19 protein-coding genes are annotated in these 19729 nt (G+C 37.4%); all 19 read right to left on the bottom strand.

Annotation, left to right across the window (positions count from 1 at the left end; genetic code table 11):
• Window positions 1-81: 81 nt before the first annotated feature.
• Window positions 82-1230 carry a polysaccharide pyruvyl transferase family protein gene (locus D0T85_RS19110; protein ID WP_163215109.1) on the bottom strand — a complete coding sequence of 383 codons (1149 nt, stop codon included), beginning with the start codon at window positions 1228-1230 and terminating at the stop codon, window positions 82-84.
• A complete protein-coding gene (locus tag D0T85_RS19105; RefSeq protein ID WP_163215108.1) occupies window positions 1227-2195 on the bottom strand; it encodes a glycosyltransferase family 2 protein in 969 nt (322 codons plus the stop codon). The genes D0T85_RS19110 and D0T85_RS19105 overlap by 4 nt, the downstream gene beginning before the upstream one ends.
• A 6-nt stretch (window positions 2196-2201) precedes the next feature.
• Window positions 2202-3335 (bottom strand): glycosyltransferase, encoded by a 1134-nt coding sequence (locus tag D0T85_RS19100; RefSeq protein ID WP_163215107.1) that lies wholly within the window; start codon window positions 3333-3335, stop codon window positions 2202-2204.
• A gap of 242 nt (window positions 3336-3577) precedes the next feature.
• Complete coding sequence (locus D0T85_RS19095) at window positions 3578-4711, bottom strand: glycosyltransferase (protein ID WP_163215106.1); 1134 nt, start codon at window positions 4709-4711, stop codon at window positions 3578-3580.
• Window positions 4712-4716: 5 nt separating this feature from the next.
• Window positions 4717-5181, bottom strand: a complete 465-nt coding sequence (locus D0T85_RS19090) for a hypothetical protein (RefSeq protein ID WP_163215105.1) — start codon at window positions 5179-5181, stop codon at window positions 4717-4719.
• The gene (locus tag D0T85_RS19085) at window positions 5178-6050 is read right to left on the bottom strand and encodes a hypothetical protein (protein ID WP_163215104.1); all 873 of its coding nucleotides are present in this window, start codon (window positions 6048-6050) and stop codon (window positions 5178-5180) included. The genes D0T85_RS19090 and D0T85_RS19085 overlap by 4 nt, the downstream gene beginning before the upstream one ends.
• A 2-nt stretch (window positions 6051-6052) precedes the next feature.
• A complete protein-coding gene (locus D0T85_RS19080) occupies window positions 6053-7732 on the bottom strand; it encodes an ABC transporter ATP-binding protein (protein ID WP_163215103.1) in 1680 nt (559 codons plus the stop codon).
• Window positions 7729-8820 (bottom strand): nucleotidyltransferase family protein, encoded by a 1092-nt coding sequence (locus D0T85_RS19075; RefSeq protein ID WP_163215102.1) that lies wholly within the window; start codon window positions 8818-8820, stop codon window positions 7729-7731. Before D0T85_RS19075 ends, D0T85_RS19080 begins: the two co-directional genes overlap by 4 nt.
• 2 nt (window positions 8821-8822) lie before the next feature.
• Entirely contained in the window at window positions 8823-9089 is a 267-nt protein-coding gene (locus D0T85_RS19070; protein WP_163215101.1) for a PqqD family protein, read from the bottom strand.
• Between the two features lie 112 nt (window positions 9090-9201).
• A complete protein-coding gene (locus D0T85_RS19065) occupies window positions 9202-10203 on the bottom strand; it encodes a hypothetical protein (protein ID WP_163215100.1) in 1002 nt (333 codons plus the stop codon).
• A 15-nt stretch (window positions 10204-10218) separates the two neighbouring features.
• Window positions 10219-10392, bottom strand: a complete 174-nt coding sequence (locus tag D0T85_RS19060) for a hypothetical protein (RefSeq protein ID WP_163215099.1) — start codon at window positions 10390-10392, stop codon at window positions 10219-10221.
• Window positions 10393-10439: 47 nt separating this feature from the next.
• Entirely contained in the window at window positions 10440-12830 is a 2391-nt protein-coding gene (locus tag D0T85_RS19055) for a polysaccharide biosynthesis tyrosine autokinase (RefSeq protein ID WP_163215098.1), read from the bottom strand.
• Window positions 12831-12842: 12 nt separating this feature from the next.
• Window positions 12843-13574, bottom strand: coding sequence for a polysaccharide biosynthesis/export family protein (locus tag D0T85_RS19050; RefSeq protein WP_163215097.1), 732 nt, complete (start codon window positions 13572-13574; stop codon window positions 12843-12845).
• Between the two features lie 7 nt (window positions 13575-13581).
• Window positions 13582-14229 carry a sugar transferase gene (locus D0T85_RS19045; RefSeq protein ID WP_163215096.1) on the bottom strand — a complete coding sequence of 216 codons (648 nt, stop codon included), beginning with the start codon at window positions 14227-14229 and terminating at the stop codon, window positions 13582-13584.
• Window positions 14219-15319 (bottom strand): glycosyltransferase family 4 protein, encoded by a 1101-nt coding sequence (locus D0T85_RS19040; RefSeq protein ID WP_163215095.1) that lies wholly within the window; start codon window positions 15317-15319, stop codon window positions 14219-14221. Before D0T85_RS19040 ends, D0T85_RS19045 begins: the two co-directional genes overlap by 11 nt.
• Window positions 15316-16419 carry an EpsG family protein gene (locus tag D0T85_RS19035; protein ID WP_163215094.1) on the bottom strand — a complete coding sequence of 368 codons (1104 nt, stop codon included), beginning with the start codon at window positions 16417-16419 and terminating at the stop codon, window positions 15316-15318. Before D0T85_RS19035 ends, D0T85_RS19040 begins: the two co-directional genes overlap by 4 nt.
• A 1-nt stretch (window position 16420) precedes the next feature.
• Window positions 16421-17341, bottom strand: coding sequence for a glycosyltransferase family 2 protein (locus tag D0T85_RS19030; protein WP_163215093.1), 921 nt, complete (start codon window positions 17339-17341; stop codon window positions 16421-16423).
• The gene (locus D0T85_RS19025) at window positions 17302-18420 is read right to left on the bottom strand and encodes a glycosyltransferase family 1 protein (protein WP_163215092.1); all 1119 of its coding nucleotides are present in this window, start codon (window positions 18418-18420) and stop codon (window positions 17302-17304) included. The genes D0T85_RS19030 and D0T85_RS19025 overlap by 40 nt, the downstream gene beginning before the upstream one ends.
• A 5-nt stretch (window positions 18421-18425) precedes the next feature.
• The gene (locus D0T85_RS19020; RefSeq protein ID WP_163215091.1) at window positions 18426-18938 is read right to left on the bottom strand and encodes a UpxY family transcription antiterminator; all 513 of its coding nucleotides are present in this window, start codon (window positions 18936-18938) and stop codon (window positions 18426-18428) included.
• Between the last annotated feature and the right edge of the window lie 791 nt (window positions 18939-19729).

Genomic DNA, 19729 nt, shown 5'->3' with positions numbered 1-19729 from the left:
GAGGGCATTCATATCAATAGAAAAACAAAACACACAAACACAAATCCCCGTAGGGGATTCATTGATATGGATAGACAACAATTATAAACTTGTAATTTCTTTTGCAGCCGCTTTAGCCATTAATTTATATGCCGGCATAACACTGACATAGTGTTTCCTGATAGCTGCTTCATTATTATATATATAAGTAAAAGCATTTACCAACTGATTATTCTTTGCCAGAGATTGCACGGGTATTACATAGTTCTTTTCTGTTCCAAAAATATCACGGGCTATGCCTGTGGCTTTTACCGAATAACCCACAACCAATGTAGGAACACACTCGGAGTATGCTGCAATGCTGGCATGTGTACGTGCTGCTACAAAGAACCGGCAACGGGCTATATAGCCTTTAAGTATAGATGCTGCAGCATCTTCAATCTTTACTATTCTGCCTGTATGAGCAAACTGATTGTACAATTGCATCAAGGGTACCCGATCGTCGTTATATGTCCATACCACATGTGGAATCAAAGCAATGTTCATATCGGTTGTAGTAATGATATGTTCAATCAGCCTTACGTAATTATTAAATGTTGAATCCCGTTTGGTTTCATAACCCATAATCATGGGGCTGATGTTAATGCCTACTGTATTTCCTTCTTTAAAACCTTCGGGAAGCGGACGGTCTACCCGGTTAAGTTGAAATGCCGGATCGGGAAACAAAGATACGTTACGTAATCCTTTCTTCTTCAGTGCTTCATACGTAATGCTTTCGCGGGCAACAATCTTATCAAAAGCAGCCAGGTCATTAAATACTACTTTTGTATCAATGGCTTCTTGCTCTATCGAGCAACCCCATAGCACTGTTTTTTTTCCTAATTTCCTTATCGATCTGTTTACCAGCAGTATATGGCTATTTATTCCATAGCAGTAATTATCGCCACCTATACTCATCATCAAATCGCACTTTCTGGCCGCCCGAAGAATAGGTTCGAATGCAAGTTTATCTAATTTTTCAATATTGTTACCGCTTAAGCGTGCCCAAAGATATTGCATAGTAAACCGGTTTATTTTTTGTTGAGGACCTGCCAATCTACAGCATTCCTGCAATCCGTATTTTATATCCTCTTCGGGAGAATTTGTAAACAGCTCTACATCAGCCTTTCCAAGCATAGGTATGGTTGAGCGTACTATTGCTTCGCATCCATGATTTCCACTTCCGCCATGAGGGTAAAGAATAATTTTCATATCATTTTGTTTTTATGTTGTATTAGCCACATTAATCCATGCCACCTGTTCATTATCATTGTTTTCAACCATTGAGGAACCGGTATGGTATATGCATTAAACAACCGAAGATTGTTTATAAATTCGCCATCGAAAGCCGTTTTTATTTTTTTTATTGATAACTGATTACTCATTACCGTATCGTAGGCAATACCCCACAACCGGTTTGATAGATATGTATGTGCAGTTTTTGTAGTGATTTCTTTTTGCTGAAAGAAAATACAGATAACCTTCCATTGCTTGTAATTGGTTTCGAAATCCCTGCTGTAAACTGATGTAGACAGGGAGCCTTCGCCCAAAATCCGATAGTTATAACCTGCTGAAGCTATTGTGCGGATGTGGGTTATATGTTCCAGGTATTTAAAATTGAAAATCAAGTCTTCGCCATAATGAACACCTACAGGAAAACATATCCGGTTGTTTTTAATAATAGATGAATGGTATAACTTATTTACCGGACCATAAAGCAAGAATTTCCGGTTCAATTCAACAAACCGATCGGCATTGGTTTTCCCAATAGTTATTAAGTCTTCAGGCAGTTTTTTTGTTTGAATTCCCAATGAACGTACATACCTGATACCACATACTATTAACTCGGAAGCCGATAGCAATGTTGCCTGATAAAGTGTAGAGAGATAGGTTCTATCCACCGTGTCATCGCTATCAATAAATACAATGTATGTTCCCGATGCATATTTAATACCCAAATTGCGTGCAAACGACACACCCGAGTTTATAACATGAAATACTTTAAAACGGTAGTCGCGATTGGTATACAAATCGCATATATGCCCACTATTATCGGTTGACCCATCGTTAACAAGCAGGCATTCCCAGTCTTCGAAATCTTGCGATATTACCGACTCCAAACACTCTTCCAAGTATTGGGCAGAGTTGTAAACGGGTATAATGATTGATATCTTCATTAGATCTCAAATAATACTATATATTTCATCCAGTTGTTTTTGTAATAGAAAACGGTTGCTTCCTTTCTTAGCACGAGCAGTATATTCTGTTGTGAGTTCTTTGTTCTCTACTATTTTTTTCATTTCATCGTGTAAGGCATCTTCTTCATTATCAACAATCATTCCCCAGTTGTTATTCTTGCCTAAAAGGTGCTCCATTTCTGCACAATTCACACTAATCACGGGAGTTTCAAGGATTAAAGATTCGGCCACCACCAATCCATATCCTTCGTAGCGCGAAGAAAGTACAAACCAATCCGCAGCTTTAATATAAGGATAAGGATTGCTTTGATAGCCCCACAACTTCACTACCTGTTCCAGTTTCCATTTGCGTATCAATACTTCCAAATGTTTTCTTTCGGTTCCTTCGCCCACAATCCACAATCGCAGGTTAGCACCTCCTGCCACCAATTTGCCTATTATAGGTATTAACCGATCGTATCCTTTTTGGGGTACAAGCCGGCCAACCGATACAAAGAGTAAAGGCTTTTGCTCTCTTTCAACTGTAAAGCAAGTAGATGTACGGCGTATTTCTTCACTGTCGATGGGGTTATAGATTACTACCGATTTACACGGAAACAATTCTTCGACCGACTTTTTCACACTCTGCGAAACCGAAACTACTTTGTTAAAGGATGCATAACTTTTCTTTTGTTCTTCCTTTGAACGAAAGGCTATATCTGTCCATGGGTACAACTTCAGGTCGATATGCACCCATGCTATTTTCTTTTGGGAACGGCCACCACTTACTATTCTGGTAGCATATCCTTCTATAAAAGCAATTTCAACATCAAACTTTTTTCGCAGGTATAATAGCCTGTAAATACGTGGCGAGAAGTTTTCGTATACAAAAACATTCACTTTATTATATATCCTATTCCAAAGCTGTACTATTTTAAATTCTTCCTTTTCTGTATTTTTAAGGATGCTTTTATAGTTGATGTCTCTAGGGTAAAAGTCGTACAATATATCTTCTTCTTTATGGTTTATCACAGTGATATCGTATTTCTGCCTGTCGAAATTGGCTAGGAATACTTGTAATACCCGCTCTGCGCCTCCACCATACAGTCCGTTAACTACAATTGCTATTTCTTTTTTCATACTTATTTAAAATTGTTTTTCAAGAGTGTCAAAAGATCTCATTCGCCACGAAGTGGCAGGTTAGTTCAGCCCCAGGCAACGCCTGGGGTAATAACAGCAACCACGCCCTAGCGCCCTGATAAGGGCAGTTTAATTATTGAGTTGGGCTTTCAGCCCGCTTTTATTGGTATTTCCCATTACCCCAGGCGATGCCTGGGGCTGAATTAAACCGGGCTTACAGCCCGTAGAACGCGGATTGTAAATTAAAACATGTAACCTGCCACTTCGTGGCAAATGAGCTTTTCTATAGGTTGCATTAATGAAGATATACTGAAATCATTTCTTCTTTTCCGGGCTTTGCCAGCCAATGTATTAAGATAGTGGGGGTCCGAAATCACTTTTTTAAGCGGCTCAAACAAAGCCATATCTTCGTTGTCTACAATAACTCCATATTGATTATTGCCCAACAATTCCTTCATGCCCGAACACAGTGTTGTTATCACAGGAAGTCCCAGAATAATGGCTTCGGTTACAGCAGTGCTATATCCTTCGCTGCGCGAAGAACAAACAAAAACATCACTGGCTTTCATGTATGGATACGGATTGGATATAAATCCCCACAACTTTATATAATCGCTCAACTTATTGTCGGTAATATAAGCTGTTAATTCGTTTCTTTGAACTCCTTCGCCCAATATCCACAGTTCAAAAACAAGGCCTTCATCCTTTAATTTCTTTACTACTCTAACTAAACGGTCGTATCCTTTCTGGGTTACAAGTCGCCCGGTGGTAACCATACGGAACCGTTTCTTTTCCGGCAAAGAAAACTCTTCGCTTTCCTTGAGAATCTCTTCGCTGTCAATGGGGTTATAAAGGGTTTGGGCTTCTACGCCAAACTTTTGTTTAACAGCTTCTTTCACCACATCCGATACACATATCACCCGGTTGTATTGTGAATAGGCTTTCTGCTCTTCGCTTACTAAAGTATAAGCCACGCCTTGGGTCCATGGATTAGCCAGCAAATCTGTATGCACCCATGCTATTTTTGTTTTATGTGGCGAATGTGCCAGCAACCTTGTGGCAAATCCTTCGCAAAAAGCAACCTCAACATCATTGCCCTGGGGAATAAACAAGCGATACACCATTTGTATAGGTAAATAAGAATAAATTAGCTTGCAGAGCACTTTGTATAAAAAACGGTTGCGTGTTTTTACAAATGATTTGAATTTCACCACTTCCTTTATTTGATCTACATACACACCTGTAGATACTACAGCAGCTACTGTAACATCAAACTTCTCTTTATCTATATGTTTAACCAGTGTAAAGAGTATTTTTTCTGCTCCACCACCAGCCAGCGATTCTATAAAGAACAGTACCTTTGTTTTCTGTTTCATGTTTCTTAATTCATCCTTATCAGCTTTTTAACATACCCTTTCAATCTTCTTCCTGGAATTATATAATATTGCCTCTTCCATTTGCGTAAACTGTTCTTTATAAAAAAAGATTGTTTTGCACAGTCTATCACTTTACCTGTTGGGGTAATAATAAATGCTACAACAGCAATTACATCTTCGCGGTTTATGCACTCTTCGGTTATAAGGTTATCTCCCCGAAACGTTAACCGGTTGGCATCAATGCTTACCAAGCGGTGCAATATGTGTTTCCCTTTATATAGAAAAAGGGCCAAAGTGCCCACCCTTAAACATTGTTCGTTACAAGGTTTTAATACAACCTTGTGTTTGCCATCTACCAATGTAGGGTGCATACTTGTGCCTTTAATTACCAGTTCTGCACTATTGCCCGAGTCTATAATATGCCGGATATTTGCAAAAAACAAATTGTTCGGCATCTCCTTTGTAATCATAATCCCTGGTATATAGCTGCGTGTACAACTTCTGCTGCCTGTTTATCCGGGCGACATTTCAGTTCGTACACCGGCGTATCTTCAATGATTTTATCGAGCACATCAATCATCTTTCCCGAAAAAGTTTCATCGTATGCCAGGAAAGGAGGGAACGAAGGGTAAATAGCCCCTATCGAACCCAGTTTATTTAAACGACTTACTTTATTATCCGGATATTGACTAAGCCTTACAATTGCTTTTAGCGGAACTGTTTGGGCTTGGTAACAATGAGTCTTACCGCTCCACGGCGAGCCGTACACTTGCATTTTACCGTTTTCGATACGCAGTAAAGGAGAGTCATCGTTCAACAGGTATGAGTTTTTAATATACTGCAACCATAACCGGGTGTGGGTGCTTTTTCCGGTTCCCGATTCGCCTAAAAATAAAATTGTTCCTGCGTTATTTACAATAGACGAAGCATGTATGGATAGTACATTTTTTCCTGCCGCGGGCAACGAAAAAGCAACCCATAGAATGTATTTTAAATACATTTCGCTATTCACAGCCGACATGGTTGCATTACCGTTGTGATCGTAGATAATACTTACTATCTTATCACCATTAGGTTTATACATCTCGTACAAATACCCTTCTTTGCATTTGATAAAGAAATGCTCTATATCTGATACATAGAAACTGTGAATTGGTTGAATGTTGGTAAGATAAGCAGCATCAACATCTTTATCCATGTTGATTAAAATATCAGGTGGGGTTTTGCTTTGACCCTCTATTTCAAACTGAGTAAAGCCAGGTAGTTCTGCTACTTTCAAAAGTGTTTTTCCTCCGGTTAACACCACCGTTAAGCCGGCTATTGAATATTTCTTCTGCATTTTTATTTTAAATCTATTATACGGTTACAGTATTGAAGCGCACATTGCCGATGCGAAATAATCAGAAGCGTAAAGTTGTTGGAAGCCAAGGAGTGAAGCAAAGAAATAATATCTTCTTCTCTTTTGGCATCCAATGCCGAAGTGGCTTCATCAACAAACAATACCTTAGGGTTTTTATACAATGCTCTTGCTATTCCTATGCGTTGTTTTTCGCCACCGCTAACGGTTGCTCCGGCTTCGCCGATAATGGTATTTAAACCATCTTTAAGGTTTCTGAACCAGGATTTAAGTCCTACTTGGTCTATTATCTTCAATATTTTATCTTTATCGGGTTCGGTAGCCGACATGGCTATGTTTTTAGCCAACGAATCGTTTTTTATAAAAACATCTTGTTCAACATAGCCAACAAGTTGATGCCAGCTTTCGCGATTGTGGGAAGAGAGTTTAATACCGTCTATATAAACACCCCCTTCTTGTGGAACATAAAAACCCAATAATAAATTAAACAAAGAGCTTTTGCCTACGCCCGAGTATCCCCGGAAGCCAATACACTCGCCCTGCCTTATTTTTAATGAGTAATTAGCAAATAACGGGCTATCGGCCTCGAATGCAAAAGTTATATTTCGCAACTCTATTTCCTGGGCTAACTGTATGGGTTGGGCTAATTCTGCCTTATCATCTTCGTTGCCACCTTGAGCTTCTTTGATAACATTAAATACATATTGATTATTTTGAAGTGTATGCCAACTGTTTATTAACCCCAATACCGAAGGCATCAGGCGGATAGCAATAAATCCGAATACAATAAACGAGTTAACAGAAGTGCTGTTTGTGGTTGCCTCGAGCAACAGGATAATAAGCGCAATAATAATACAGATTTGGAATATCAGTGGGGGAATTTGTCTGTAAACAGTGTTTTTAATATCAGCATTAGCTATGGTATTCAGTCCGTTTTTAAATTCTTCACTGATATGCGCAAACGAATTATTGATTTTGAGGCTTACATGCCCTTTAAGACTTTCTTGTACGATTTGAGATTGCTTACGACGAGCCTCATACGCCTGAGTGCCTATTTCCTTTATTTTATTTCGTACAATTGCAAAATAGATTAACGAAATTGGTACCATAGCAGCCAGTAACGCCAACGAGGTAAAAGGAGCTAACCACATTAAGAAACCGGCAAGCAACACCATCATCACTATATCCGACACCGAATTGAGAATAGTACGGATAATTACAGTAGCAAATCCGTAACAAGCACCATTAATATGGAAAGCCAACTGCGATGAATATGTTTGCTTTATAAACAACAAACCTTTATTGTGGTAATAATCATATAGTTTGCGAGAATAATATGTATATATTTCCAGGTAATATTTATTCTGAATATTGCCTAACCAAATGGCCAGTATACTTTTAACCGGCAATAACACCAAAGCAACCACCCCCAATATTATACCAAATTGGGCAAGAGAATCTAGCCCAATAAACTGAAATAACCGTGCCATAAAAGAATTGTTAACCACAATGCTCGATGGATTCATGATTACAATAATAATAGGCAACAAAGATGCCAGCCCTACCAACTCCATTAGTTTGTTAAGTATGCCAATGCAAATCATTCCTATGGCTCTTCGTTTAAATGGAAGAGGAAGCAGTTTTAAAAAAGATGTTGCAATCATTGTGGTTTCAATTTACTTACCAAATAGCTTTTGATTTCAGGATATAAAAATTCCGGGAAGGTTACTTTTCCCAGATACTTCTTATAGATTCTGTTTCGGTAAAAGAGATTACACAACACACTCCAAACAGGGATACTGGGATTAACCTTGTAACGCATAATGGTTTTTAAAATAAAATGCTCTGCTTGTTTATCGGTTTTAGCCGGAAGCATAAAATATGGTTCAAAGCCCAGATAACCGGAACATACAGCGTTTATATGACATACAAATTTGGCCAAGCCCAATTCGTTGATTTGCATAGACAACAAATTACTGTCAATCTCTTTACGGTATGTAGTGAAAAAGATCGTCCAATCGCACAATTGCCTGATGTTCATATCCATACAGCAAAAATGCCTGAAGGTATGCCCTATAAAATGAAGTGCTGCTACTTGAGGAGGCAACTGAAAAACGCTGTTTGAATATACTGTTAGGCAAGTACAATCGGCAAGCATGTTTCTGAGTAGTTTTTCCATCTGCACATACAATTGCCTCTCTTTGCCAAATGGTAAAGTGGTATCGAAAAGTGTATAATGATTTTCAACAGCTATACCACCCAGGTTAAATGTAGTATGTTTGGGAATTTCTTCTTCATGCCTCATTCCTACACGCGATAACAGTTTGTTGGCCTTTGTGGTGTTTCCTGCCACGAAAACATCGATATCGCCCACTTCGCGATAATAAGGAGTTGGATATAACTCGGATAAAGTAATACCTTTTATTATAAGAAGTTTTATATTGTTCTCCAAAAACAGAACCGATAGTTTATCAATAACCGTTTTATAGCGTTCATAGCGTTCGTTAGCTTTTACTACATTGGCACACCAACGCAACTTCAGTTTACAAAAAGGTTGCAAATTTGCTGGTAAACATTGCCAGCCACCGTAACAAAGTAATAATACACCCTGTTCTACGGATAGTTTAAATACACGTTGCCAATCATCGTTAGTTGCCTCTGCAAAAGCCGATGTGCTGGTGTTTATGTTGTTTTCTTCAACATTTAAACTGAACCTGAGTAAGGTAAAAAGCAAATCTACAGGTTTTATCATTGTTAGTCAATAAGGCTGTGTTGAATTAAACTACGAACCCACATATCTGCATCTTCCGTTGCCAGTTCTTCATCAATACCATACTCTTCGATAAGCGAAGTCGCTATTTGCTCTTTTGTAAACTCTTTGTTTTGATAAAGATTCCACAGAAAAAGAGATGTTTCATTAAAAGATATAATTTTGGTGGTATCAACACCTAAATTCCCCTGTAAAAGGATAATGTGCTCTCCTCCTACTGTTTGCATTTTAAAGTCTTTCCGGATTTTCATATTTAAAAAGATAATAAGAACGTAAACGAAGCTGTACTAACCTGAGATTAACAGATTACACAGATTTTTCAATTTGCAGATAATCTGTGTAATCTGTAAGTCTGTGGGTTAATTAATTGGCTATTATCTCAGCATGTTTGTAATCAAAGTCTAGTTTATTTAATCCGGCAGGGGTTAATCCCTTACCCTTACCCAAACTCTGGAATTGTAATTGTGGCACATTATCCAGGTTGAAACTAACAGTTGCTATATAACAAAATTCACCTACAACAGGAAGAGTAAATATAGGAATTGGGAAACTACCATGAACGTCGTCATATTCATCTACAAGATCTCCTACTGTACGTACATGAGCATATTGCATGGTAGTAGACATGCTACTCGTTTTTTCATTTTCACTGGCATCATATATAATACAATTATCCAGTTCTTCGAGTGAGCCTAATGGCTTTTTCAAATCCACTTTTATGGTTTCATTGAACACTTTTTCACCATCTGTTGTTTCAACTGTAAATACTACATTATTGAACATTACACTTCGCAAGTCAGTATCATTGTTGGGTCTCAAATGTACATTGGCCACAATCATAGTAGCTAGTTGATGAAACTCGAATTTTTTCCTGTCATCGGCATTACATGCATCAAATTCGGCAGGCGTAGCTATCATAGAGCAGTAGTCGCCAAACCATTTTGAATTATTACCTATACCCCCTTCATTCACTACAATATCTCCTCCTCTTACTGCTTTGAGAATCATGTTATCCAGCAATTGTAAAGGAGCTTTTTTAGCACTGTGATAGGCATAGTAGGTTTGCTTTCCTTGTTCCGATTTCAACCTTCCTTTAAATGCGGCACTATGCATTTCATTTTCAGAAGCATACTGAAACTCTACAGGATTTTCACCGTCTAAAATGATCACTGCATCTTCCTTTCTCCATTTAGTATATCCATTAGGATGTACAATGCTTCTGGCAGGACCAGATTCCAAAGATTCAGATTCAACTCCAATTGTTACATCTACATAACCCTCAGGCAATTTATTACCATTTTCGCTTTCCGAACACGAATACAGAGTGGTTATTAATACACACATTGCTAATACTAGTTTTTTCATAATGAATTGTTTTAGTTAATAATTAGTCATACTACCATCTCTACCAAAATTGTTAGTAGTGAAATCGTTCAATTCTCCTTCTATTGCAGCAGAGGCTGCAAATCCCTCTTCCACATTTACTTCCACCACTTCGAGATGAGGAGACAAGTAATTCTTTTCTTCCTCTCGGTTCTTTTTCATTTTTTTCATCTTTCTAAAATTTTTAGTTAATAATAATGGATAATTAAACTCAGAGGTTATTTCTTTCCTCTGATTTTATCGTAATAAACATAGCCATAACCGTATCCATAACTATATTTCTCACCGGTTCTGTAAATTGAATACTTGTCGAAATTAACCGCATTCAACATAAGCATCACTGATGGCAAAAGACCTTCTTCGACTATATTATTCAGAGTATCAATGGCAGATAATCGGGTATAATTGGATCTTAAAACATACAATGTACAATCTACATACTTACTGATAATGAATCCGCCCGACACCACCATGAACGGAGGAGAATCAACAATTATATAATCATACTCATTGCGCAAACTATCCAGTGTTTCGCTCAATAACGGAAGCGCCAACAATCCGCCGGGATCCTGCGGCACAGGTCCGGGAGGAATAAAATCGAGGTTGGGAGTTTCTTTATGGAATTTAATTACTTTGTGAATGTCTTTTTCTGTTCCTTCCAGATAGGTAGACAAACCTTTTTCGTTTTTATCTATGCCCAGGTATTTACTTAATGTGGGTTTATACAAGTCGGCACCAACCAACAGTACCCGCTTCCGCATATATGCAAAAGACAAAGCCATATTGATGGATATAAAACTTTTCCCCTCCCACGATCCTGACGAAGATATTTGTAGAACTACCGCTCCCGGTTTTTTCTTATTAACAGCAAAGTACTCTAATTTAGAGCGCATCATGCGGAAACTCTCGGTTAAAGGATCGCGTCCCGAATGGGTAATGAGTTCGGCTTTCAGTGGTGACTTTTTGTTTTTCAACGACGAAGGGATTATTCCTAGCAGTGGAATATTGGTACGGTCTATAACATCTTTCTCGAAAAGAACTTTTTCGCGGCAAATATTCATTAACAGTATAATACCTGTAGGTATAAACACACCTATTATAACTGCCAACAAAAAAATATTCTTTTTATTGGGGAAGACTGGTAAGTCGGAACCAAACGCTTTATCTACCACATATGCCTGATTGGCTAGCGACGACAGCATGAGCAATGCTTCTTCTCTTTTTTGTTGCAAAAGAGTATACAGTGGTTCTTTTACCTGTTGCATACGAGACATTCGCGTTAATGCCAATTGTTTGGAAGGCATTGCAACCAGTTCGCGTTGATTCTGGCTTTGCTGACTAGCTATGGATTGTAACTGAAGCTTATATCCCTCTTCTAAACTATTAATAGACTGTTTAATGTTTTCTTTCAATGTTATAAGTACATCATTTATAGATTGCACTTTAGGATTGGTTTCACTTGATCCGGCCAGCATCCTGTTACGGTCTAGTATAAGCTGATTATACTGTGATATCGAAGTATTTAATGTAGCATCATTAATGCCTATATTTACAGGAATAAGTTCGTATGTGCTTCGGTGAGTAAATTCTTTTACATTGGTTAAAAGGTTTAATTGCAGAGATACCTCACTTAAACGTTCTTTGTATCCCTGACTAGATTGCATGGCTATTTTTGATTGCGATTCAATATCAAGCAACTCATTGTTTGTGCGGTATTTAATAAATGTACCTTCAATTGCTTTCAATTCTTCTTCCAGTCCTTCAATACGTTCATCGAGGAAAGATATGGTACTGAGAATTCCCTGGCTATCGTTTTCTTTAGTCAGAATGTTATATTCATCTATCAGCAAATTCAAAACATCTTCTAATTGCCGGGGGTGTTTGCCTCTGAGTGAAATTCGCAAAGCATCCTGCTGTTGAACAGAGGTAGCAATATCCATTGCACTTACCAATGTTCTGGCCATTTGATCTACAGTGGTATGCATTATGCGCATTTGCCCTTTGAGGGTAGAAGCATTTACATTTTCTTTCAATGCCAAACGTATATTGCCCATTGGTGTTTGAATCGGTTGCCCCCACTCAACTGTATTAGTTGGCAAGACAATCGGTTCATTGTTAAACAACAATGAGTTTACAATAACTCTTTCTCCCGAAAATGTTATTTCTATATTAATATCGCCTGTTGTGGTATTAGCTTCAGGGATAAATAAGTACTCTACAGGAGAATTTGTATATTGCTCTGTTTCAACAAAGTTTCCTATTTTAAAATACCTTATATTAAATTTACCCAACTCTACCACGCGGCTCATCAACCGGGTCGATCTTAATATGAATATCTGGTTTTCAAATCCCTTCTTATTGTCTACCCCCAATGTATTGCTCATTAGCTGATAGTTGTCCGAATATAGATTGGGTTGATTTTTAAGAACAACAGTTATGCTTTTCTCATAAACAGGTATGGTATGGCGCAGATAGAAATATGCTCCGGCAATGAAAAGTATTACCGAGATAAGTACTATATACTTCATATTCCATATTATAGAAAGTATTTTCCGAAAATCTACTTTCGATGGAGATGCTTTTGAGTTTAAAAATTCCTGATCAGTCATATGATGGTTTAATTATTTAATTATTAAAGTAATTACCGATATTACTACACTCAAAGTAGAAGTAACAATAGGAATAAGGTATAATTTGTTAGATCCCGTATATGCTCGTGATGAGGTTGGGGTTACATAAATCACATCATTGGGACACACATAATAATAAGGTGATGACAGAATATCCGATTTTCGAAGATCAATTCGTATATGTTTGCTTTGCCCATCTGCTTCGCGAATCAACAATACGTTGTCTCGCTTTGCTCCCAGATTAAGATCGCCTGCCATGCCAATGGCTTGCAATATGGTTGTTCTTTCATCGGATAGGTTATAGGTTCCCGGTGCACGCACTTCGCCCAATATCGTTATCTTATGATTTCTGAAAGCCACACTAATTACTGGATTTTTTACATCGTTCGATATTATAGAAGTAAGATTATCCGATAGTTCGCGCAAGGTAAGTCCTTCAACTTTTATTTTTCCTAATATTGGGAAGTATATGCATCCATTTACATCAACCAGATAAGGTATATTATCTTTCAAATTATAGGGGGTAACCACTTCTGTATCGGCTGCCGACACCATTATAGTGAGCAAATCATTTTTTTGAATTCTGGGTTCGTAATTATTTATATTCTTTATTTCCTTTATTTCGTCTATATCTTGAAAATAAGCAACTCTTTTGTATGATCCACAGGAACTCAGTACGATTGTAATAATGGTTGTTAGTAGTAACTTTGATGTAATTTTCATGTTCATTTTATTGTATCTGTTTATATCTGTTTTCTAATTGATGAAATCGTTGGCAATAGGTATCAAAAGCAATCATTGGGGCTTCTTTATCCGGATTAATGCCATCGCGGTTTACCAGTCTTTGTATGGTTAACCATACTATTTTAATATCGAGGGCCATATTTACCCGGTCTATATACCATATATCATATTCAAACTTCTGCGACCACGATATCGTATTCCGGCCGTTTACCTGTGCCCATCCGCTCATTCCCGGCCGTATTTCATGACGCCTAGCATGCCTGTTAGTATATAAAGGAAGATAATCTTCGATCAGGGGGCGGGGACCAATAAAACTCATTTGTCCCAGAAGCACATTGATCATTTGGGGTAGTTCGTCAATAGAAGTTGCTCTTAAAAACTCGCCCATCTTATGAATTCTTTCTGCATCGGGTAATAAGTCACCATTTTCATCCCTGCTATCGGTCATTGTTTTAAATTTTATAATTTTAAAAACTTTCCCGTTTCTTCCGGATCTGTTTTGAAAGAACAAAGGAGACCCCCGATTAATAACCGACAGCCATATACCTACCACCAACAACAAAGGAAATGTAATAATAAGTCCTAAAACAGCACCTATTATGTCAAAGATTCGTTTAAAGTATTTAGGATACATTCTGATAAAATTTTAATATAGCGTTCCAAACATCTTGTTGCGAAAATCTCTCAGCAATGCGCACTCTTGCTTCCGAGCCCATTTTTCTTCTTAACCCCGGATTATCGGCCAACTGTTTCATTGCTCTGTACAGTTGATTGGGGTTATGTGGTTCAATTAACAATCCGGTAACTTTGTCGACAATAATTTCATTGCACCCGCATATATTGGTTGCAATGGTAGGAAGCCCCATAGCTCCTGCCTGTAAAGGCGTATTAGGAAATCCTTCGCGGTGAGATGGAAACACCAGCACATCGGCATCGGCCAGATACGGGCGAATATCATCTTTAAAACCAACGTAGGTTACTCTTTTGCCATGCCTTACCCATCTGTAGCAATTGTTACTCAAGGGGTTTAGGTCTTGTTCGAATGTTCCTACAAAAATCAATTCCGCATTTTCCATTCGTTCAAAAGCCAGTTTAAGGTCTTCAATGCCTTTGTCGCGCACAATTCGCCCGATAAATATAAAGCGGGTAACAGTACTGGGCGATATTTTTAAAACAGGCTTAAAGTAATCCAGGTTAACCCCATTTATATTACCGTTTGCCAGAACTTTCAGGGTTTTATTTGTTATATTATTATTGAGCAAATCTTTTTTAACTCCTTCGCCTTCGGGAATAATGGTTGTTGCTGCCATACAAGTAAGCCTGTCTGTTATTTTAAGTAACTTACGCATATATCCTTTTCGCCATGGAAAAATAAGCCCGGTAAACGTATGTACCCTTACCGGTACATGTGCCGCCCACGATGCCAACATACAGAGTAGTCCGGCTTTAGGAGTTAATGAATGTACAATATCCGGCGACTCTTTTTTAAAAACTTTGTATAGTTTAATCAGTGTACAAAGATCTCGCAACAATGATATATTACGCTTAATTTCTACTTCAACCGTACGTATACCTTCACGTTCCGATATTTTTCTATGTGTTTCCTTACAGGGTGATGCTATCCCTACTACTTCATAGTAATTATTTAAAAACTGAAGTTGTCCACGAAGGAATATGTCGAGGAAGCTGGATTCAGCCGCCACGCAAATGATTTTCTTTTTCATAAAGCTACAAGTACGCGGTAAAATGTATACAAATAGGATATTATCACTACATAACCAATCTTTGTTTGTTGATTGGGCCAGAATTTTTTCATAAAGAATGGATAAATCAATACCAAGGGTATTATGAACCAGGATATTTGCGCAAAACGATTAGAAAAGCTTGCTCGGATTACAATAATCCAAAATGCGTTACACAATAAATAAATATTGTATAGCCAGATATAAAATACATCGGTATATTTTTTTTTGAATATAAAATAATAGCCAACAACAACAGGAAGTGCACTATATAATAAAAAGTCCCATCTGAAACCTGTTTTACTAAACTCGTTTAAATTATCGGTTGAAGTAAGATACTGTTCGAACCGGTCATCGCCTATTAAATTATTGTCTATTATTAAATTTGTAATTGTATTACCTCCAATAAGCGAGAGGGGAATACAAGCTACCCAGAAATAAAAATACCATTTAGAGTCTTTTACAAAAAAGGCTACTGCGGCAGCTGCAAGCATAAGCGACATGGAATTATGAATTCCTAATCCGATAACAGACAACAGTACCATTACAATAAGATTACTGCGGTATGTTAAAGCCAGAATAATTATGGAGGCGGCCATTCCATTTCTGATTCCGTTTGTTCCATAGCTCCAAAACTCGAACATGGCCATTGCCACAATTAAGGGAATCAGGAAATCTTTGTTGAAAATACGTTTAAATGCCCACCATAATGCCCCTACATAGATTGTTGCACAGAACAGAAAGAAAGAATGTATATTACCATATTTTGCAAACCAAAGCATAATGGTGTTAAACACCCATTCACTGTTATCGGCTATCCGAAAAGAAACACCACTCATTTGCAGTCTGAAAAATGAGTGAGCATAATTTATTGTATCACCAAATTCAAATGAAACCGGCCGCAATCCCATGTATAGAATAACTACAATAAGTATTATAGGGCCAACAACATTATTTATGTTGCGAACTGCCGGTTCAAATAACTGGCCCGAAAAACTGTCGTATAGTGCTACTACTATTAAACCAAATATCAGAAAATTAAAAAGATCAGTGTATATAGAGAGAGGGATAAAATCCAACATCTTACTTTATGGTAGTTACTAAGTTACGTTTATATTGAAATAAAAGATACAGATACAATAAGATTCCGAAAGGAATTACCAATACAGTTATTAATTTGCAAGGCGATTCGGAAATAAACCTGTGGTTACAACCAATAATACTTGAACTTACATAATGTATGGCTTCCATAATTCTTCGTTTAAACGAAGGGTGATGTTTCATTGATTCTTTGCGTATAAAAGCAAAGCCTTTGGGGTTACGAAAATATTGCCGATACATATTCATCGACGAACCATCTGCCTGGTAATTTACATAACAGAGTATTTCGTTCATGGTCAGTAATTGATAATTCAAATCTATCAGCTGATATTTATAACCCAGCCCCACGTATTTCTCACCTTCAAAAACAGGATATTCGGGTACGCTTTTTATTACCGATGTTCTATATACCAGTTTTTTATCGCCAAGGCCACCTTGTATATAAAAGTCGGAAAGGGTTGTAAGGGGAGTCATCAGTTTGGTACCAATCAGCTTACCATCAAACTTTGCATCCAAGCCTATTATGCCGGCATACTTATCCGATCCTTCTTTTCGCCATTTATTAAGAATGAGTTCTACTGCATTATCGGCCAGGTAATCGTCGGAGTCTATGCATGTATTCAGCTCTGTATCTATAAGCTGGTATGCAGCGTTGTGCGCTCCATGCATTCCCTGGTTTTTTTGATAGTGGTATTTAATGGTTATCTTGCCTTCCATTATCCAACCGTTTACCAGATTAGCTGTAGAATCGGTAGAGCCATCGTCAATAATCAACCATTGAAAATCGGACGAGGTTTGTCTCAACAGGCTTTCATAACATAAATGTATGGTATCAACCCGGTTATAAGTTGGAGTAAATATGGTTAATGTAGGCTTTCTGTTAGATATAGATTTTGTAGCCATTCTGCATTTTTATTTATATCGAATCCTGCATTTATAATTTCCTGCAAACGTTCTTTGCGGTTTATCTTTTCGGCCATTTGCAATGCCTTCTCTGCCCACTCTGTTGCCGATTGATTAAGCGACAATGAGTTTACCAACTTAGGTATAACAATTCCTTCTTTGGGTATTTTGGTTGAGTTAAGCACTTGTAATCCTGCTGTTTGAGCTTCGAGTTGTGCAATACCCAAGCCTTCGAAGTGGGATGGAAAAATGAAAACATCCATGCCTTGCAGCAAATCGGGAATATCGCAACGGCTTCCCATAAATTTTACATTGGCTTCCATTCCTAATTGCGATACTTTCTTTTTTATTTCATCTTCTAATTCACCTGTTCCAATTAATATAAGTAAAGCAGCAGGTTGCTTACGAACTATCGCTTCGAATATATCGAGAAGAAATAAATGATTTTTCTGATGTGAGAATCGTGCTACATTACCAATTACCAACCGGTGTGCCCAACCATTGGCTTTTCGTACTTCATCTCTTTTTGCTGAGTTGAATATAAAAGCGCGGGCATCAATAGCATTCGGAAAAAAGATTACCTGATTCATTAACCGTTGGCCAAACAACCACTTGGCCGATCCCCAGCCGCAAGTAAAGCAATGTGTTAAATAAGGACGCATCAGCCATTTCAGTATGTTGCGTACTGGCAACTTTAAATCAAACCCACAAGGTTCGTTATGTGCATGGGCTGCAATAAACTTTAGTTTGCGCTTATGCGCTTCCTTATATATAAAATAGCCCAATTCGGAACAATGACCGTGTATCATTGTATATTCGGGGTGTGTATCGAAAAAAGCAGAAACAGTTTTTTGATAAGACAACATACGTGTAATTCGCAGAGGAGGAAACTTGAAGATTTTGCATCCCATGCTTTCTACCTCATCATCGTAAGCTCCTTTTTCGTCACGGTGTACAATAAAGTCGAATATAACTTTCGAACGATCTATTTTCCGAAGGTAATTCATTACCATTGTCTCGGCCCCTCCCCTATTGAGGATGGTAAATAGCATGAGTATCCTAACCGGTTGCTGTAACATTTAATTTAGGATTTACTTAATATATTTGTTGGTACTACCAGTTTAAAAGCGGCAATGCCATCGAGTTTTACCAGCAGTTTACTCTTATCTTTATTGGTACTTATCAATTCTCCTTCAAGCCCCTTCAAGTATCCATCAACAACCTTCACTCGGTCGCCGCTTTCAAAATTCTGCTCTAACGTACATTCTATTCCACTTTCGCAAATCAATTTAAAATCGTCCATTTGTTTTTGTGGTACCACCAATAAACGTTTGCCATCTATTGTTTTTATATACGATATTTTTAAGCCATAATCATTGGCTATTGATATACCTGTATTAAAATCGGTATAAATAAAAACAACGTTAGGAATAACAGGCATCCACAGCTCAACAGTTCTGTCGTTACGCTTACGGATTTCTTTTTTAAAGGGCACATAGTTTTCTACCCCAAGTTGTTCTAACTTGTTTTTTATTATTCTTTCTTGGTTGCGCCTCACACGGGCAGCAAACCATACGTTCGATGTGTAGTAGGGCATATTAAAAATACGTTTAAATTAAAGAAAATAGATTGCAATTATAATGTTCTGTTTTTACATTATATTATAAAACGAATCAATTTTAGGGAAAGAATATAGCTTCGCTATTGAAGATTACATTATTGCGATCTTCTATGTAAACTGTTTTAGTAGTAATTTGGATTACTTAAACTGTAATGCAAAGATATGGCAATAAGAAAAATAACACCAAATAGATTTGCGTATATTTATGGGCTTTTTTTCTGTTTTTACATACCGTATTTCGTAATAAGCCTTAAACATGTATAAATCAAGCTGTATAAAAAGAAAATTTTGAAATAGTTTTTTATTTCATTAAGAGAATATTTATTCATAAATCTAACAAAAACCAAATAAAAAGTAACATAAAACAACAATAAAACACTCACAAAACAGCATAACTCTAATTATTAATGCAAAACATTCTTATCTATATATTTAAAAAATAATGTTCCATTTACGAATTAAATTATGTTTTTTTCTATTCAAATGGCATTTATTACTTGTTTTTCAACAAAAGGAGGAAAGTATGTTTAATATTTATTTTTCAATAAAATACAATATCAATATGTGAGATTTTATCTTTATTGATTTTACAATGGAACCATGTGGTATTTGGTTCAAAATAGGCCAACGGCCTAATAGTCTCTATCGTAGGCCAACGGCCAATGTCGTCAAGTTAAGAAATCCCGAAGGGATTGAATTTGAATAACCCCCAGTGAAGGGCGAAGCCCGACTGGGGGGATGCGTATCCCTATAACTCACAACGCCGA

Source organism: Bacteroides sp. 519 (assembly GCF_010500955.1).
GTDB lineage: Bacteria > Bacteroidota > Bacteroidia > Bacteroidales > Bacteroidaceae > Bacteroides.
The sequence above is the reverse complement of the archived record's forward strand: the minus strand, read 5'-3'. Positions and strand labels throughout refer to the sequence as shown.